A 14,476-nucleotide genomic window follows, 5' to 3' on the forward strand; every position below is an offset into this window, starting at 1 on the left:
CACGTCACCAGTCGAGGCGGGGCTCCTCGACGAGAGGCGCGACTCCGTGGTCGTCGGCGTCGCGGCGCAGGACGGGGAACAGGTCCTCGGCCAGCGTCGCGGCGTCGACGCCGAGTGCCCGCGCGTGGCGGTGAGTGCGGGAATCCGCTCGAGTGGAACGGATCTCCACGATCACCTCGTCGTCGGCGACGACATCCAGTCGCCCCGCCCGAGCCGTGTCGAGTTCGGCGACCAGCGCTGGGAGTGAGCCTGTCTCGGCGTCGATCGGCCGACGGACACGCATCGTGATGCGCGACCGGGCATCCTCGGTCGGTGGTCCCACGACGATGCGGGGGTCGGCATCACCCCATGCGGCACGCAGGGTCGTTGCGCCCTCGCCGACGAGGTGGACGACGGCGTCCAGCTCGGTCAGGATCGTGCCGACCGTCACGAGAAGTGTTGCTGCCGAATGGCCGTCGGTGTCGACGACGACACGGACCTCCGGCAGGGCGAATCGGATCCCGTGTCGCCGCGCGGCGGGGTCCGTGATGCGGGACGCCAGCGCCAGTGCCTCGGCGTTCTTCCCCACCCGATCGGACGTCGACCGCTCGGCCCAGTCGGGTCCGTCGTGCCATGCGACCGCGTCGACGACGTGCGCGAGCACTGCGCCGCGTTCCCAGGCACGCGCCGCGAACTCCCAGTCCTCGCCGCCGTAGCCGATGAAGCCCTCGTCGAAACCCCCCGCGGTCCAGAAGAAGTCGCGATCGCAGGTGAGCACGGCACTGATGACGTGGCGATACGACCGGTGGTCGGCGTGCAGCAGGTCCGCGGAGTCGCGATAGGCATCCCGCAACCACGTCGGCTCGGTCAGCTCTGTCGGCGCCGTTCCGCCGCGGAACCACGCGAGGAGGCCATCGGGCGACCAGCCCGTCAGATCAGCGTGCCGCCGACGTCCCACCGCGACGATGTCGGCAGCTGCGGCCGAGAGCCGCACGGCGCGTTCGACATACGTCGGCTCGGGCACCGTGTCCGCATCGAGGAAGCACAGCACCGACCCGTCCGCGGCTCGGGCGCCGAGGTTCCGCGCCGCGGCGGCGCGGAAGCCTCTGTCCTCCTGACGCACGACGACAGCGCCGTCGAACGCGCGCACGTCCGGCGACACCGACGACCCGTCGTCGGCGACGACCACCTGCAGCCGGGAGCCCGGGTGGGTCTGCATCGACAGCGCGGCGAGGACCAGGTCGAGCTGACGCTGCTGCTCGTAGAACGGGATCACCACCGACACGGTCGGCGGCTCGACGTCCCGGGGCGCGAGGTCCCAGCGATTGCCGGGCAACACCGACCGCCCGTCGGGAAGCACCCACCGGCCGTCGGGGAGTCGTCGGGTCACGCGGCCCACCGCGCGAACACCTCGCGATGCATGGTCACCACGTCGTCCCAGGAGGGCCGGACGTCGACGTCACCGAGCCATGTCCGCGTGGGCTCGGCGAGAGCCGACCGCAGCGCGCCGACGAGATCCTCGTCGGCATAGGTGGTCAGCACGCCGGGGGAACGGTCGGCGAACTCGTCGATGTACCGCCCGTGTGGTGCCAGCGGTCGGCGACCGGCAGCGATCCAGGTCGGGATGGAACCCGACGCCGAGATGTGACGGTGGTGTGCGACGGGCACTGCCACCGCGGCGAGCGTGGCGTGCAGTGCCTCGTCCTCGACGAACCCGGTGACGCGGAACCGACGACCGAGACGGTCCGCGCGACGACGCAGGTCGTCGACGAGATCGTCGTGGCCGGGGGACGGCGACCCGATGGCGACCACGCCGACATCGGGATCGAGATGCGCTGTCGCCTCCACCACCTCGTCGTGGCCCTTGCCGGGGTAGATGAAGCCGAACACGCCGATCTCACGATCGATCGACGGCGGTCGCACCACGCCGCGCGGTGGACTGGTCAGGGCCAGCGGGATGACATCGGGGTCCGGTCCGGTCCAGCCCGCCTCGCGCAACAGGGACCGCTCGTGCCGGCTGCTGACGACGAGTCCCCGGCACGCGCCGGCGATGCGGAGGTAGGCCGCGGCACGACGTCCGTAGGCGGCGCCGTCCGATGGTTGCGGGATGTCGTGCAGGGTCGCCCCGACAGGCACGCCGAGCTCGCGGACGAGCTCGACGAAGCGGTCCGCGGCCGCGGTGGCGTCGCGGCCGAACAGGCGGTCGGTGACATGGACGTGCAGCGGCCCGCGCCCCGGTGAGGTCGGGTCGACGTCGTCCGGCGTGCCCGCTCGGACCACGGGAGCGCCGAGCGCGGCGGCGATGTCGCGCGCCCATCGGACGACGCCGTGTCGGTCGGGCCCGACGACGAGGTGCACGACGTCGGTCACCGTGGACCGAGCCCGAGGATCTCCATGACCTCACCGTGCCGGGCCTGCGCCGCCGCGACGAACCCCGGATACCGCTCGTAGCACCGCATCTGGACACGATGGATCTCGTCCGGCGTCATCGTGCGCAGATGCACGGACCACTCCGATCGGGTCTTCCCGTGCAGTCCCAACGCGTCGAGGACGCGCTGCTCTACCGGCGCACGGATCCCACCCAGCAGTGTCCGGCCCGGGTCGCTCACCGCTCCGGGCCATCCGAGCGCCTCGAGGATGCGATGACCGAGCCGGACCAGCACCGCGTTCTGGGGATGGTTGATGGTGTGTGTCGCCTCCGCACCGACGTCGTCGAGGATGTCGGACACGGCGACGTCGGTGTCGCGCGCCTCCCGACGACGCAGCTCGTCGGCACTGCGTCGCGCCACCTCGCGGAACGCGTCGGCGGGCACGTCGACGTCCCAGGGCTCGTCGGCGGATCGGCCGTCACGGGCCGCGGCGATCGTGCGCAGGTCGTGGTACGGGACGCCCGGCGGGTCCATCGACGGGTCGTCGGGGTGACGCACGATGGCCTGGAAGGGGTGCAGCGCCGACCAGCGCACCACCGGCCAGCGGAGGATGGGCACGTCTGCGGGCAGGCGATCGCGCAGGTCGTCCAGGCCGATCGGCAGCCCGCGATAGCCCCGGGAGACGGGCTGCGACAGCACGGCACGCGTGCGGCGAAGCAGTCGAGCGAGGTGGGGGAGGTCGTCGGAGGTGAGCTCGTGCACCGGAGGTACCCGTAGGGTCCGAGGGGGGGTAGTGTTCACTGTGTTCAGTACGACCCGGAGTGCTTCGGCCTGGCAGTTGCCCCAGACGAGCACCACCGGGAGATCGGTCGAGCCAGCGGCCACCGGACCGCCCTCTACGCCGTAGAAGCCGCCGTAGTGGCGTGTCCGACCGTCAATCTCCATCGGCGCCCACGGTACACCCCGGCGCGCACCACTTTTCGCTTTGCCCGGCTGTGACCCCCTGTGGCACAGCCTTTCTCGCTCGGGTGCAGCAGTGCGGCCCGGCCCTTCGTCGTGGCCGAGAGGACGTATGCTCACCGTGGGATCGGTCCCATCCGCGCACATCTACGTGCAGCACCTGCAACCCGTCGACGCCGTCGGTGACGACGAACGCGTCGTCCGCCCACCGGATCCGACGCCGGTCGGTGCCACCTCACCCGGCCAGTGGTGGCCGCCTGTCATGTTGCGTCCGGACTGGATCGCCGAGCACGCCATCGAGATCGACGTGCTGCACGTGCATTTCGGGTTCGAGTCGTCGACACCCGCGGAGCTGTCCGACACGGTCGCGGCGCTGACGACGCACCGCGTGCCGCTGGTGCTCACCGTGCACGACCTCCACAACCCCCACGAGGTCGACCCGACCGCACATCTCGCCCGTCTGGCCGTGCTGGTCCCCGCCGCGGCCGAGGTCATCACCCTGACCGACGGCGCAGCGCGGGAGATCGCCGACCGGTGGGGTGTACGCGCCACTGTCGTCCCGCACCCGCACGTCGTCCCCCTCGACTCCTTCGCCGGACGCGCACGAACCGGTGCTCCGACGGTCCTGGGCGTGCACGCGAAACACCTCCGCGCCAACAGTGATCCGGTCCCCGTCGCCCGCGCGCTGCTCGCCATCGCCCGCGATCGCGACGACGTGTGCGTCCGCGTCGACCTAGACGACGCCGTCGTCGACCCCGCGAGCACCTGGTTCGCGCCCACCGTCGTCGACAGACTCCGTTCTCTCGCGGACGATCCCCGCCTGGAACTGCGTGTGCATCCCCGGTTCGACGACGACGCACTGTGGGCCTACCTGCGGGAGATCGACGCGTCAGTGCTGCCGTACAGGTTCGGGACGCACTCGGGGTGGCTCGAGGCATGCCACGACCTGGGCACGCCGGTGATCGCACCGCGGTGCGGCTACTTCGACGAGCAACACGGCTGCACCACCTACGGATTCGACGACGCCGGCGTCGACATCGCTTCGCTGGCGACGGCGGTGGACGCGGTCGTGGCGTGCGTGGGCACGTCGCGTGCCGCGGATCCGGACGAGCGTCGGCGCGAACGGGATGCCGTCGCCGCCGCGCACGCCGAGATCTACCGCCGGGCCATGGTGAGCCTGTGAGCCGGGCGGGTGCGCTGCGGATCGCGGTGCTCGCGTCCTCGAGCTTCCCCATCGAGCAGCCGTTCGCGGGTGGGTTGGAGGCGCACGTCTACAACCTCTCGCGGGCCCTGCGCGAACGTGGCCACGAGGTCAGTCTGTTCGCCGCACCCGGATCGTCGCTCGACCACGACATCACGACCCTGCCGGTGCACACCCTCGACCTCAGTCCCGCGTCGCTCCTCGACCCCGCGATGACCCCGACCGCCGTGAAGGAGCACCACGCCTACCTCGGCGTCATGCTCGATTTCGCCGGCCATCTCGCCGAGGACTTCGACGTCATCCACAACCATTCGCTGCACTACCTGCCGCCCGCGATGTCGGCGACGTTGCCGATGCCGATGATCACCACGCTGCACACCCCGCCGGTCCCGTGGCTGGAATCGGCTGTGGCGCTGGCGCCGCGGGACGTGAACACGTACGCGGCGGTCAGCCACTTCAACGCCGCCGAATGGTCGTCGGTGGTGCCCGAACTGACGGTCATCCGCAACGGGATCCCGTTGTCGGACTGGCCCGTCGGACCCGGTGGGACGGAGGCGGTGTGGTCGGGACGGATCACGCCGGAGAAGGGCACACACCTGGCGATCGACGCCGCGCGGATGGCGGGCGTGCGACTGCGGGTCGCCGGACCCGTCTACGACCCGGCGTACTTCGCGGACCAGGTGGAGCCCCGTCTCGGCGACGACGTCGAGTACGTCGGGCATCTCGATCGCGCCGACCTCGCGGCGCTGGTGGGGTCGTCGTCGGTCGCGCTGGTGACACCGGTGTGGGCGGAGCCGTACGGGCTCGTCGTCGCCGAGGCGCTCGCCTGTGGCACGCCCGTGGCCGCGTTCAGTCGCGGAGGGGTGCCGGAGATCGTCGACGCCGAGTGCGGTGTGCTCGCCCCCGGGGACGACGTCGCCGCCCTGGCCGCCGCCATCCCGCGAGCGGCACGGCTCTCGCGGGCCGCCGCGCGTCGTCGGGCCGAGAAGCACTGCTCGTCGGAGCAGATGGTCGATGCCTACGTCGACCTCTACCGCGAGGTCGTGGCCCGGGGCCGAGGGGTCCGCGAGGACGAGAGGTCCATCGCATGATCGGCTGGTACGTCCACCACCAGGGGATGGGTCACGCGCACCGGTCGGACTCGATCGCACGAGCGCTGGACGAGCCCGTCACCGTGCTCTCGTCCCGACCCCGCCCGGCCGGCCACGCGGCCGCGGTCTGGTTCCGGCTGCCCATGGACGTGGCCCCGGGTTCGGAGGCCGCGGACCCGAGCGCCGGCGGCGTCGTGCACTGGGCGCCCCGGCAGACGCCCGGGCTGACGGCGCGGATGGCCGCGATCGCGTCCTGGGTGGAGCGGACGAGGCCCTCGCTGGTCGTCGTCGACGTCTCCGTCGAGGTGGCGCTGTTCGTGCGGCTGATGGGCGTGCCGGTCGTCGTGATGGCCATGCCCGGCGACCGCGACGACCGCGCACACGCCGCGGCGTACGACGCCGCCGACGCCATCATCGCGCCGTGGTCGCGCGCGGTGTACGACCCGCCGTGGCTGGCCGCGCGCGCCGCCACCACCACCTGGGTCGGCAGCATCAGCAGGTTCGAGGGTCGACCGCGACCGACCCCGAGCCTCGAGGGCCGCCCCGTGGTCACGGTGCTCGGAGGTGCAGGCGGCGGAGCGGTCACCCTCGACGACGTCGCCCGCTGGCAGGCCGCGGACCAGCGATTCCGGTTCCGTGCCGTCGGTGCGCAGGGCGCCCCGTGGACCGCGGACGTCTGGCCGGTGCTCACCTCGTCGGCGGTCGTGGTGACCCACGCCGGCCAGAACGCGGTGGCCGACGTGGCCGTGGCCGCGCGACCTGCGGTGATCGTGCCGCAGGCGCGGCCCTTCGCCGAGCAGTCACGGACCGCCGCCGCGCTCGCCGATCACGGCGTCGCCGCTGTCCGCGGCGAGTGGCCGACACCCGCGAGCATCGCCGACGCCATCGACGACGCCCTCGCGCTCGGGACCTCGCGGTGGGCCGATCTGCAGACCACCGGTGCCGCCCGACGGGCAGCCGAGGCGATCGCCGGTGTGGCCGCATGACACCGACCGTCGCCGTGGTCACCGTGGTGTCGGGACGGCACGCTCATCTGCGCGCGCAGCGGCGCGGACTCGCGGCCTCGACCACAGCGGCGATGCACGTCGTGGTGGCCATGGACGACCCCCAGATCGCTGATGTCGTCCGGGACGCCGATGTCCCGACCGTCGTCGTGGACTGTCCCCGTGATCCGGACGGCCGCCTCCCTCTCGCCCGGGCACGCAACCTCGGCGCCGAGGCCGCCTCCGCGGCGGGCGGCACGCTCGTGGTGTTCCTCGACGTCGACTGCATCCCCGCTCCGGACACCCTGCGCCGCTACGTCGAGGCCGGCGCCATCCGACCGGACGAGATCCTCTGCGGCCCGGTCACCTATCTGCCGCCGGGAATCCCGGGCGATGCGTGGCCGGACGACTGGTCGGTGCACACCGACCCTCATCCGGCGCGTCCGGCGCCGCCCGTCGGAGAACTGTGGCGCGTCGACGATCCCGACCTGTTCTGGTCCCTGTCCTTCGCGCTGCACCCCGACGTGTTCCTCCGCGTCGGCGGGTTCTGCGACGAGTACGCCGGATACGGCTGCGAGGACACCGATTTCGCGGCCACAGCCGCAGGTGTGGGCGTGGCGATGTCGTGGGTGGGCGGCGCCGACGCCTACCACCAGCACCACCCCGTGTCGCGGCCGCCGCGCGAACACCTCGCCGACATAGTGTCCAATTCGGCGGTGTTCCACAGACGTTGGGGTCGATGGCCGATGGAGGGATGGCTCTCGGCGTTCGAGTCCGAAGGGCTGATCAGGCGGTCTGACGACGGCGTCATCGCGATGGAGTCGTGAGGGGTGGTGATGGAGCGTTTCGGGGTCGGCGCGGACCGCGCGTTCTCGATGCTGGCGACGCTGTCGCAGGAGTCGAACATCCCGGTCGCGCAGGTGTCCCGCAGGTTGGTCGACGCATCGTCCCGATCGGGTGCCGTGACCGCCGCCGACGCCGAGGGTGCACAGTGATCGGGTGACCCCCGAGCAGATCGCCGCGCGCCTCGACGCGTTCGAGGTGCGCCGGATCGATCTCCCCGGCGCGCGGCGGGCCGCGGTGGCCGTCACGGTGACCGTGGTCGAGGGCCGGTGCGGCATCTGGGTGCTGCGGCGCCCCGAGCAGATGCGAAACCACCCCGGCCAGTTCGCGCTCCCGGGTGGATCGATCGACCCCGGTGAGGACGAGGTCGATGCGGCGCTGCGAGAACTGGACGAGGAGGTCGGCGTCCACGTCGGTCGCGACGCCGTGCTCGGCCGACTCGACGACTACGCCACCCGTTCGGGTTTCGTGATGTCACCCGTCGTGTGCTGGGCCGGCGCCGACCGGGAAGTCGCGCCCAACCCCGACGAGGTGGCCCACCTCTACTTCGCGGGCCTCGACGAGATCGCCGTCGAGCCGCGGTTCGTCACGATCCCGGAGTCACCGCGGCCGGTGATCCAATTACCGATCCTCGGTGCACTCATCCATGCGCCGACCGCCGCCGTGATCTACCAGTTCGCCGAGGTCCTCGCGGGTCGTGCGACCCGCGTCGCCGATCTCGAGCAACCCGTCTTCGCCTGGCGCTGACCGTCACTCGTCCCGGCCGCAGGCCGCCACGATGCGATCCAGCCAGTCCAGGAGCAGGGACCGTTCCGCGTCGCTGAGGCCGCCGACATGCGGAGCGACGGTACGGAATCCGACCACGGCGGCGCTGACCGCATCTCGCGGATCGTCCGGGGCGTCGGTCAGGATCGCCGCGGCCACCGCGTGCCAGAGATCGTCGGCCAGAGGTGAGTCCGCGGCCGCGTCGGGAGTCGACAACAACACGCGGACGGCGCCGTTGGCCGCGGCCGACATCATGTCCGCGGCACGCGACTCGTCCACCCGCAGTCGACCCGTGGCGGCGGCCCGACGCACCCGTCGAGCCAACACGTGGCGGCCCTCCCGCGCGGCCTCCGACCGGACGACGCGCTCGGGATCACCGAAGAGGTGGAACAGCGACGGATGGGCGAGACCGAACTCGACCTGCCGGTACCACCCGTCGCGGAGGTCGTCGACGGGATCGACACCGTGCGGTGTCGCGGCGACCTCGGCAGCCTTGTGGGCGACGAACTCGGCCATGACGTGCTCGGCGACCGCCTCGAGCAGCCCGTCCTTGTCACCGAACAGGCGATAGATCGTCGGTGGCTGGACGCCCGCCGCCTGGGCGACGCCGCGCGTCGTGACCGCCGACGGGCCGTGGTCGGTGAGCAGGTGGGCGGCGGCCTCGACGATGCGGACACGGACGTCGTCGCGGTCCTCGTCGTGCTGCGCGCTCGTCATGTTCCGACGATAACAACGATCTGTTATCGTCGATGTTATCAACGGAAACGCTTGTACCGAATCAATGATAGGACCAGCATGATCATCGTCACCGGCGCCACGGGTGCCCTCAACGGCGCGACCACGGACCACCTGCTTGCGAGCCTGCCGGCCGAGGACCTCGCCGTCGTGACCCGTGACCCCGCCAAGGCGCGTCATCTCGCCGAGCGTGGTGTCGGGGTCCGGCGTGGCAACTACGCGGACCCCGCATCGCTGCCCGCCGCGTTCGACGGTGCCGACCAGCTGCTCCTGGTGTCGTCGAACGACCCGTTCGCCGACGCCGTGGTGTCGCACCGCGCGGCGATCGCCGCCGCAGTGGACGTCGGCGTGGGTCGGATCCTCTACACCAGCCATCAGGGGGCCGCCGCCAACAGTCCGTTCGCCCCCGCGCGCGACCACGCCGCGACCGAGGAGACGCTGGCGCGCTGCGGACTCCCCTGGACGTCTCTGCGCAACGGGTTCTACGCCCACAGCCTCGGGTGGCTGGCCGGACCGTGGCGATCGACAGGCGTCATCCGCATCCCCGCTGATGGGCCCGTCTCGTGGACCGCACGCGAGGACGCGGCCGAGGCCGCGGCGGCGATCATCCTGTCCGACGGGGCGTACGACGGGCCCGTGACGATCACCGCGCCCGAGGCGCCGACCTTCGCGGACGTGGCGGAGTCGGCCTCGACGCTCGTCGGGCGGGCGGTCGGCGTCGAGGTCGTCGACTCCGAGCAGTGGGTCGGCGAACAGGTCGCCGCCGGGGCGCCGGAGCCGCAGGTGCGGTTCTCCCTCGGCATGTACGAGGCGGCAGCCGGGGGCTTTTTCGCGGGCGTGGACCGGCTGCTCACCGACCTGCTAGGCCGCGCACCTCGAACCGCCCGGGACGCGCTCGTGGCGTGACCCCGATCACGATCGGCGGGCGAGGAATGATTCGGACCGCGGTCCGCTTATAGTTCTCGACGGGCCGGACAGGCCGACCCACCGCGCTTCGAGGAGTTCCCATGACCACCGCAACCGCCGCCGGTCTCGCCGCCGGCACCTGGACCATCGACACCGTCCACTCCGCCATCGCTTTCTCGGTCCGCCACCTCATGGTGAGCAAGGTCCGCGGCACGTTCGACACCTTCGGCGGCGAGATCACCGTCGCCGAGGACGGCACGCCGTCGGTGCGCGCCGAGATCGACGTCCGCTCGATCAATACCAAGAACGAGCAGCGCGACGCCCACATCCGGTCCGCCGATTTCTTCGACGCCGACAACCACCCCACCGCGACCTTCGTCTCGACGTCGGTGACCGGCGACAACGGTGACTACGTGCTCACCGGTGACTTCACCCTGCGCGGTGTCACCAAGACCGTCTCGATGCCGCTCGAGTTCAACGGCGTCAACCCCGGCATGGGCCACGGCGAGGTCGCGGGCTTCGAGGCGTCGATCGAGTTGAACCGCAAGGACTTCGGGATCTCGATCGACATGCCGCTGGAGACCGGCGGGACCGTCGTCGGCGACAAGGTGACCATCACCCTCGAGATCGAGGCGACCAAAGCCGCGTGATCACGCGGAAATTCGGATGACAGTCGGCTGACCGACGTCCTACCGTCCTCGGTGTCACGTCCCACACCGACCCGAGGAGGCAGCCCATGGTCATCACGACCCGCATCCCGGCGCCGGCGGTCTCCAGCCGCCTGTCGCCGACAACCGTTCTGACGCAGCTGGTCTCGCGTCTCACGCGGCATCGCGTCGCGGCGAGCCGCGCCGACCGGGAGCGCCATCACCGCCTGCGCCGTGAACGGATCGAACAGGAACGACGCTCCGCGCGATCCGATCTGGCGATGCTGTACCTCGGCGTCCGCCGGTAGTCAGCGGGCGCGGATGCCGTTCAAGAACAGGTCGACGAGGCCCTCCAGGTAGGCCTCGTCGACCTGTTCGTGTGCCAGGAGCCTGCGCGCGTAGATCGGTCCGTACATCGCCTCCAGAGCGAGGCGGTGATCGACGCCGGACGCGATCTCGCCGCGCTCGACGCCGCGGTCGAGGATCGTCGCGACCTCGGTCATGCGCTCGTCGGCGATACGACGACGCGCCTCCTCGAGACGCTCGATCTCGATTGGCATCGTCGCGAGACGCAGCAGAGCCCAGTTCTGGGGCGACGACATGGACTCGTCGAGGCCGGCCAGCAGGGCGATGAGGTCGTCGCGGACCGACCCCGTGTCGGGGACCTCGATCGCGAGCGGGTCCAGGTGGCTCAGCACCGCGTCGGTGATGAGCTGCTCCCGGGTGCGCCAGCGCCGGTAGATGGATGTCACATGCACGCCGGCGGCCTCCGCCACGGATGCGACCGTCACGCCGTCGACACCCACGTTGAGCAGCTCGTTCAGGGCTGCGGAGAGGACGTTGTCGCGGACTGCCTTGCCGCGACGGTGGCCCGCTGTGGCTGACGACACGGAATGAGCCTAACGCAACCGTAGTTGCGCTCTGTAAGCTGATTGCAACTCGACTTGCGATGGCTGCCTGACCAAGACTGCCGAGACGAAACGAGCTGCACCATGACCGGACACGATCACCATCAGGACAGGCGCGTCGTCGCCTCGCGCCTGATGGGTTTCGCGACGGTGGGCATCATCCTCGCCAACGTGGCCGTCGGTCTCGAGACCGCGCTCCTCGTCGCTCTCACGACCTCCGGTGGCCACCTCACACTCGGCGCCGGCGGCCAAAGCGTGTCCGGCGTCTTCTGGGGTCTGCTCGTCGGTGCGACCATCGACTTCGTCGCCGCCATCGCGGTGCTCCGTCCCCACATCCAGTGGTATCTCTCCGGTGCGGCCGCGGACAAGCGACGCCGACTCTCCCTGCAGCGCATGCCGTTGACCGGTGTCGTCGCCACGGGCGTCGGGTGGGTCGCTGGGGTCGTGGCCTACGCGGCCGTCGCGGGGCGGGACCTCGGCGGGATCGACCTCCTGATCATCGCGACGGCCTTCGCGTTCGGTGGGGCGTCGTGCGCTGCGGCTACGTACATGATCCTCGAGCGCGTCGGCCGTCCGTTGGTGGCCGCCGCGATGCGGGACTCCCCGCCGCCGGAGCCGATCCTCGGTGTCCGCGAGCGGATGATCGTGCTGTGGATCGCCGTCAGCGGTGTCCCGCTGGGTGGCATCGTCCTGGTCAACGTCGGGCGTGCCATCGGCTGGGTACCGCCGAGCGACACCGTGCTCGACATCCCCACCGTCGTCCTGGCGATCATCTGTCTCGCCAGCGGCGTCAGGGCGATCGCGCTGGTCACCCGGTCCATCACCGACCCGCTGCGCGACATCCGCGGCGCGGTCGAACGCGTCGCCGACGGCGACTACTCCACGCGCGTCGACGTGTACGACTCGTCGGAGCTGGGCGTACTGCAGGACGGTTTCAACACCATGGTCGACGGCCTCGCCGAGCGGGACCGGCTACGCGACCTGTTCGCGCGGCACGTCGGCACCGAGGTCGCCGCCCGAGCGCTGCGCACCGACATCGGGATGCACGGATCGCAGGCCGATGTCGGCGTGCTGTTCGTCGACATCGAGGGGTCGACGCGGTTCGCCGAGTCGACCGATCCCGAGACCGTCGCGGCCAGCCTCAACCGGTTCTTCACCATCGTCGCCGACGTCGTCGCCCGCCACGACGGCTTCATCAACAAGTTCGAGGGCGACGCGGCGTTGGCCGTGTTCGGCGCCCCGAACGCCGTGCCCGATCCCGCCGCGGCCGCCCTGGCCGCGGCACGGGAGCTCGGCGCCGAACTCGAGGAGATCCATCCGCTGCGCGTCGGGATCGGCGTGTCCAGCGGTCGGGTGTTCGCCGGCAACATCGGCGCCGAGTCCCGCTACGAGTACACCGTCATCGGCGACCCGGTGAACGAGTGCGCGCGTCTGGCCGACGTCGCGAAGCAGAGCCGGTCCAACGTGCTCGCCAGCGGTGCCGCCGTGAGCAGCCTCGTCGCGGACGCCGTCGACGACGACGGCGAGCCGACCGTGATCGCCGAGCACGACGAGTACTTCGAGTGGACCGCCATCGGTCAGGTGTCGCTGCGCGGACGCGCTGCGCCGACCGACGTCCACGCGCCGGTCGAGCTCGTCGGCGACTCGGACGTGAGCTTCACCGACCTCGTCGACGGGTTCCTCCGTCGACCGCTGTCGATGCTGTGGAGCAAGCGCGCCTGACCCGGCCCCGCGCCACCTGTTTGGCAGCCGGGAGCCGTCTGTTGGGCAGCCGGGACCAGTCGTTGGGCGCCCGGAACCGTTTGTTGGGCGCCCGGAACCGTTTGTTGGGCGCCCGGGACCAATTGTTGGGCAGCCGGAGCATCTTTCAGCGCGAGCGGGTGCTCCAAGTGCCCAACGAACGGCTCCGAGTGCCCAACGAACGGCCCCAACTGCCCAATGAACGGCTCCGAGTGCCAACGAACGGCTGCAGGTGCCCACCACGAGGTGGAGACGACGCGACCCCCGCCTGCCGGGCAGACGGGGGTCGGGCGAGAGAACTCAGCGCCAGCCGAGTTCCGGCGCCACGTGGGTCAGGATCGACTCGATGACGTGGGCGTTGTACTCGACGCCGAGTTGGTTGGGAACGGTCAGCAGCAGCGTGTCGGCCTCGGCGATCGCGGAGTCCTCGGCCAACTGCTCGACGAGCTTGTCCGGCTCGTCGGCATAGGACCGGCCGAACCGGGCGATGCCGCCGTCGATGTGGCCGACCTGATCCGACTCCTCGCCCCCGTGACCGAAGTACGCGCGGTCACGGTCGTCGGTGATCGCGAAGATGCTGCGGCTCACCGACACCCGCGGCGTGAACGCGTGTCCGGCGTTCTGCCACTCCTTGCGGAACACGCGGATCTGTTCGGCCTGCAGCTCGTGGAACGGGACACCCGTGTCCTCGGTGAGCAGTGTCGAGCTCATCAGGTTCATGCCCTGCTGCGCAGTCCATTCCGCGGTCGCCCGTGTCCCGGCGCCCCACCAGATCCGCTCCCGCAGACCCGCGGAGTGCGGCTCGAGCCGGAGCAGTCCCGGCGGGTTGGGAAACATCGGCCGCGGGTTGGGGCGGGCGAAGCCCTCGCCCTCGAGGCCCTGCAGGAACACCGCGGTGTGGCGCCGGGCCATGTCGGCGTCGGTCTCGCCCTCCGCGGGCGCATAGCCGAAGTACTTGTAGCCCTCGATCACCTGCTCCGGCGATCCCCGGCTGATGCCGAGCTGCAGCCTGCCGCCGGAGATGAGGTCGGCCGCACCGGCGTCCTCCACCATGTACAGCGGGTTCTCGTAGCGCATGTCGATGACGCCGGTGCCGATCTCGATGCGCGACGTGCGTGCCCCGACCGCGGACAGCAGCGGGAACGGCGACGCGAGCTGGCGCGCGAAGTGGTGCACACGGAAGTAGGCGCCGTCCGCGCCGAGCTCCTCGGCGGCGACGGCGAGGTCGATGGACTGGAGGAGCACATCGGCCGCGGACCGCGTCGCAGACTGCGGAGAGGGCGTCCAGTGCCCGAACGACAGGAAACCGATGTTCTTCATGTCCCTATAATGGACCGCGGTCCGTTTGT

The 14,476-nt window shown here is 71.0% G+C and carries 16 protein-coding genes; 10 read left to right on the forward strand and 6 right to left on the reverse strand.

Features of this window, described 5'->3' with window-relative positions; genetic code table 11:
• Positions 1-4: 4 nt before the first annotated feature.
• From Q1A98_RS14750 to Q1A98_RS14760, 3 genes are read right to left on the reverse strand one after another with little or no spacing between them, the layout of a single operon-like run.
• Entirely contained in the window at positions 5-1,369 is a 1,365-nt protein-coding gene (locus tag Q1A98_RS14750) for a glycosyltransferase (RefSeq protein WP_299574933.1), read from the reverse strand.
• Positions 1,366-2,349 (reverse strand): hypothetical protein, encoded by a 984-nt coding sequence (locus tag Q1A98_RS14755; RefSeq protein WP_299574936.1) that lies wholly within the window; start codon positions 2,347-2,349, stop codon positions 1,366-1,368. The genes Q1A98_RS14750 and Q1A98_RS14755 overlap by 4 nt, the downstream gene beginning before the upstream one ends.
• Positions 2,346-3,455 carry a WcbI family polysaccharide biosynthesis putative acetyltransferase gene (locus Q1A98_RS14760; RefSeq protein WP_366943465.1) on the reverse strand — a complete coding sequence of 370 codons (1,110 nt, stop codon included), beginning with the start codon at positions 3,453-3,455 and terminating at the stop codon, positions 2,346-2,348. Before Q1A98_RS14760 ends, Q1A98_RS14755 begins: the two co-directional genes overlap by 4 nt.
• On the opposite strand from Q1A98_RS14760, the gene Q1A98_RS14765 reads away from it, so the two are divergent.
• From Q1A98_RS14765 to Q1A98_RS14790, 6 genes are read left to right on the forward strand one after another with little or no spacing between them, the layout of a single operon-like run.
• Positions 3,421-4,491, forward strand: coding sequence for a glycosyltransferase family 1 protein (locus Q1A98_RS14765; protein WP_299574940.1), 1,071 nt, complete (start codon positions 3,421-3,423; stop codon positions 4,489-4,491). The genes Q1A98_RS14760 and Q1A98_RS14765 overlap by 35 nt on opposite strands.
• Entirely contained in the window at positions 4,488-5,600 is a 1,113-nt protein-coding gene (locus Q1A98_RS14770; protein WP_299574942.1) for a glycosyltransferase, read from the forward strand. Before Q1A98_RS14765 ends, Q1A98_RS14770 begins: the two co-directional genes overlap by 4 nt.
• Positions 5,597-6,586, forward strand: coding sequence for a glycosyltransferase (locus Q1A98_RS14775; RefSeq protein ID WP_299574944.1), 990 nt, complete (start codon positions 5,597-5,599; stop codon positions 6,584-6,586). The genes Q1A98_RS14770 and Q1A98_RS14775 overlap by 4 nt, the downstream gene beginning before the upstream one ends.
• Positions 6,583-7,410, forward strand: a complete 828-nt coding sequence (locus Q1A98_RS14780) for a galactosyltransferase-related protein (protein WP_299574946.1) — start codon at positions 6,583-6,585, stop codon at positions 7,408-7,410. Before Q1A98_RS14775 ends, Q1A98_RS14780 begins: the two co-directional genes overlap by 4 nt.
• A gap of 9 nt (positions 7,411-7,419) precedes the next feature.
• Positions 7,420-7,578 (forward strand): ANTAR domain-containing protein, encoded by a 159-nt coding sequence (locus Q1A98_RS14785; protein WP_299574948.1) that lies wholly within the window; start codon positions 7,420-7,422, stop codon positions 7,576-7,578.
• Between the two features lie 4 nt (positions 7,579-7,582).
• On the forward strand, positions 7,583-8,173 hold the full coding sequence (locus Q1A98_RS14790) for a CoA pyrophosphatase (RefSeq protein ID WP_299574950.1): 591 nt from the start codon (positions 7,583-7,585) through the stop codon (positions 8,171-8,173).
• A 3-nt stretch (positions 8,174-8,176) separates the two neighbouring features.
• Here the strand turns inward: Q1A98_RS14790 and Q1A98_RS14795 are convergent, their stop codons facing one another.
• Complete coding sequence (locus Q1A98_RS14795; protein WP_299574952.1) at positions 8,177-8,908, reverse strand: TetR/AcrR family transcriptional regulator; 732 nt, start codon at positions 8,906-8,908, stop codon at positions 8,177-8,179.
• A 78-nt stretch (positions 8,909-8,986) separates the two neighbouring features.
• Here Q1A98_RS14795 and Q1A98_RS14800 point away from each other — a divergent pair, with 78 nt between their 5' ends.
• The 3 genes from Q1A98_RS14800 to Q1A98_RS14810 all read left to right on the forward strand — a co-directional run bounded on the left by Q1A98_RS14800 (position 8,987) and on the right by Q1A98_RS14810 (position 10,787).
• On the forward strand, positions 8,987-9,832 hold the full coding sequence (locus Q1A98_RS14800) for an NAD(P)H-binding protein (RefSeq protein WP_299574954.1): 846 nt from the start codon (positions 8,987-8,989) through the stop codon (positions 9,830-9,832).
• Between the two features lie 101 nt (positions 9,833-9,933).
• Positions 9,934-10,482 carry a YceI family protein gene (locus tag Q1A98_RS14805; RefSeq protein WP_299574956.1) on the forward strand — a complete coding sequence of 183 codons (549 nt, stop codon included), beginning with the start codon at positions 9,934-9,936 and terminating at the stop codon, positions 10,480-10,482.
• Positions 10,483-10,568: 86 nt separating this feature from the next.
• Positions 10,569-10,787, forward strand: coding sequence for a hypothetical protein (locus Q1A98_RS14810; protein WP_299574958.1), 219 nt, complete (start codon positions 10,569-10,571; stop codon positions 10,785-10,787).
• Here the strand turns inward: Q1A98_RS14810 and Q1A98_RS14815 are convergent, their stop codons facing one another.
• The gene (locus Q1A98_RS14815) at positions 10,788-11,369 is read right to left on the reverse strand and encodes a TetR/AcrR family transcriptional regulator (protein ID WP_299574960.1); all 582 of its coding nucleotides are present in this window, start codon (positions 11,367-11,369) and stop codon (positions 10,788-10,790) included.
• A 102-nt stretch (positions 11,370-11,471) separates the two neighbouring features.
• Here Q1A98_RS14815 and Q1A98_RS14820 point away from each other — a divergent pair, with 102 nt between their 5' ends.
• A complete protein-coding gene (locus Q1A98_RS14820) occupies positions 11,472-13,109 on the forward strand; it encodes an adenylate/guanylate cyclase domain-containing protein (RefSeq protein ID WP_299574962.1) in 1,638 nt (545 codons plus the stop codon).
• 318 nt (positions 13,110-13,427) lie between these two features.
• On the opposite strand, the gene Q1A98_RS14825 is transcribed toward Q1A98_RS14820, so the two are convergent.
• The gene (locus Q1A98_RS14825) at positions 13,428-14,447 is read right to left on the reverse strand and encodes an LLM class flavin-dependent oxidoreductase (protein ID WP_299574964.1); all 1,020 of its coding nucleotides are present in this window, start codon (positions 14,445-14,447) and stop codon (positions 13,428-13,430) included.
• Positions 14,448-14,476: the final 29 nt, after the last annotated feature.

It is taken from the genome of uncultured Williamsia sp. (assembly GCF_947494875.1).
Classification (GTDB): Bacteria; Actinomycetota; Actinomycetes; order Mycobacteriales; family Mycobacteriaceae; genus Williamsia_A.

Bases quoted from the DNA above. Each gene is read 5' to 3' on its own strand.
- Q1A98_RS14760 (WP_366943465.1), bottom strand. From the start codon at position 3,455: ATGTGCGCGGATGGGACCGATCCCACGGTGAGCATACGTCCTCTCGGC.
- Q1A98_RS14795 (WP_299574952.1), bottom strand. From the start codon at position 8,908: ATGACGAGCGCGCAGCACGACGAGGACCGCGACGACGTCCGTGTCCGC.
- Q1A98_RS14810 (WP_299574958.1), top strand. From the start codon at position 10,569: ATGGTCATCACGACCCGCATCCCGGCGCCGGCGGTCTCCAGCCGCCTG.
- Q1A98_RS14820 (WP_299574962.1), top strand. From the start codon at position 11,472: ATGACCGGACACGATCACCATCAGGACAGGCGCGTCGTCGCCTCGCGC.
- Q1A98_RS14775 (WP_299574944.1), top strand. From the start codon at position 5,597: ATGATCGGCTGGTACGTCCACCACCAGGGGATGGGTCACGCGCACCGG.
- Q1A98_RS14825 (WP_299574964.1), bottom strand. From the start codon at position 14,447: ATGAAGAACATCGGTTTCCTGTCGTTCGGGCACTGGACGCCCTCTCCG.
- Q1A98_RS14765 (WP_299574940.1), top strand. From the start codon at position 3,421: ATGCTCACCGTGGGATCGGTCCCATCCGCGCACATCTACGTGCAGCAC.
- Q1A98_RS14780 (WP_299574946.1), top strand. From the start codon at position 6,583: ATGACACCGACCGTCGCCGTGGTCACCGTGGTGTCGGGACGGCACGCT.
- Q1A98_RS14800 (WP_299574954.1), top strand. From the start codon at position 8,987: ATGATCATCGTCACCGGCGCCACGGGTGCCCTCAACGGCGCGACCACG.
- Q1A98_RS14805 (WP_299574956.1), top strand. From the start codon at position 9,934: ATGACCACCGCAACCGCCGCCGGTCTCGCCGCCGGCACCTGGACCATC.
- Q1A98_RS14785 (WP_299574948.1), top strand. From the start codon at position 7,420: ATGGAGCGTTTCGGGGTCGGCGCGGACCGCGCGTTCTCGATGCTGGCG.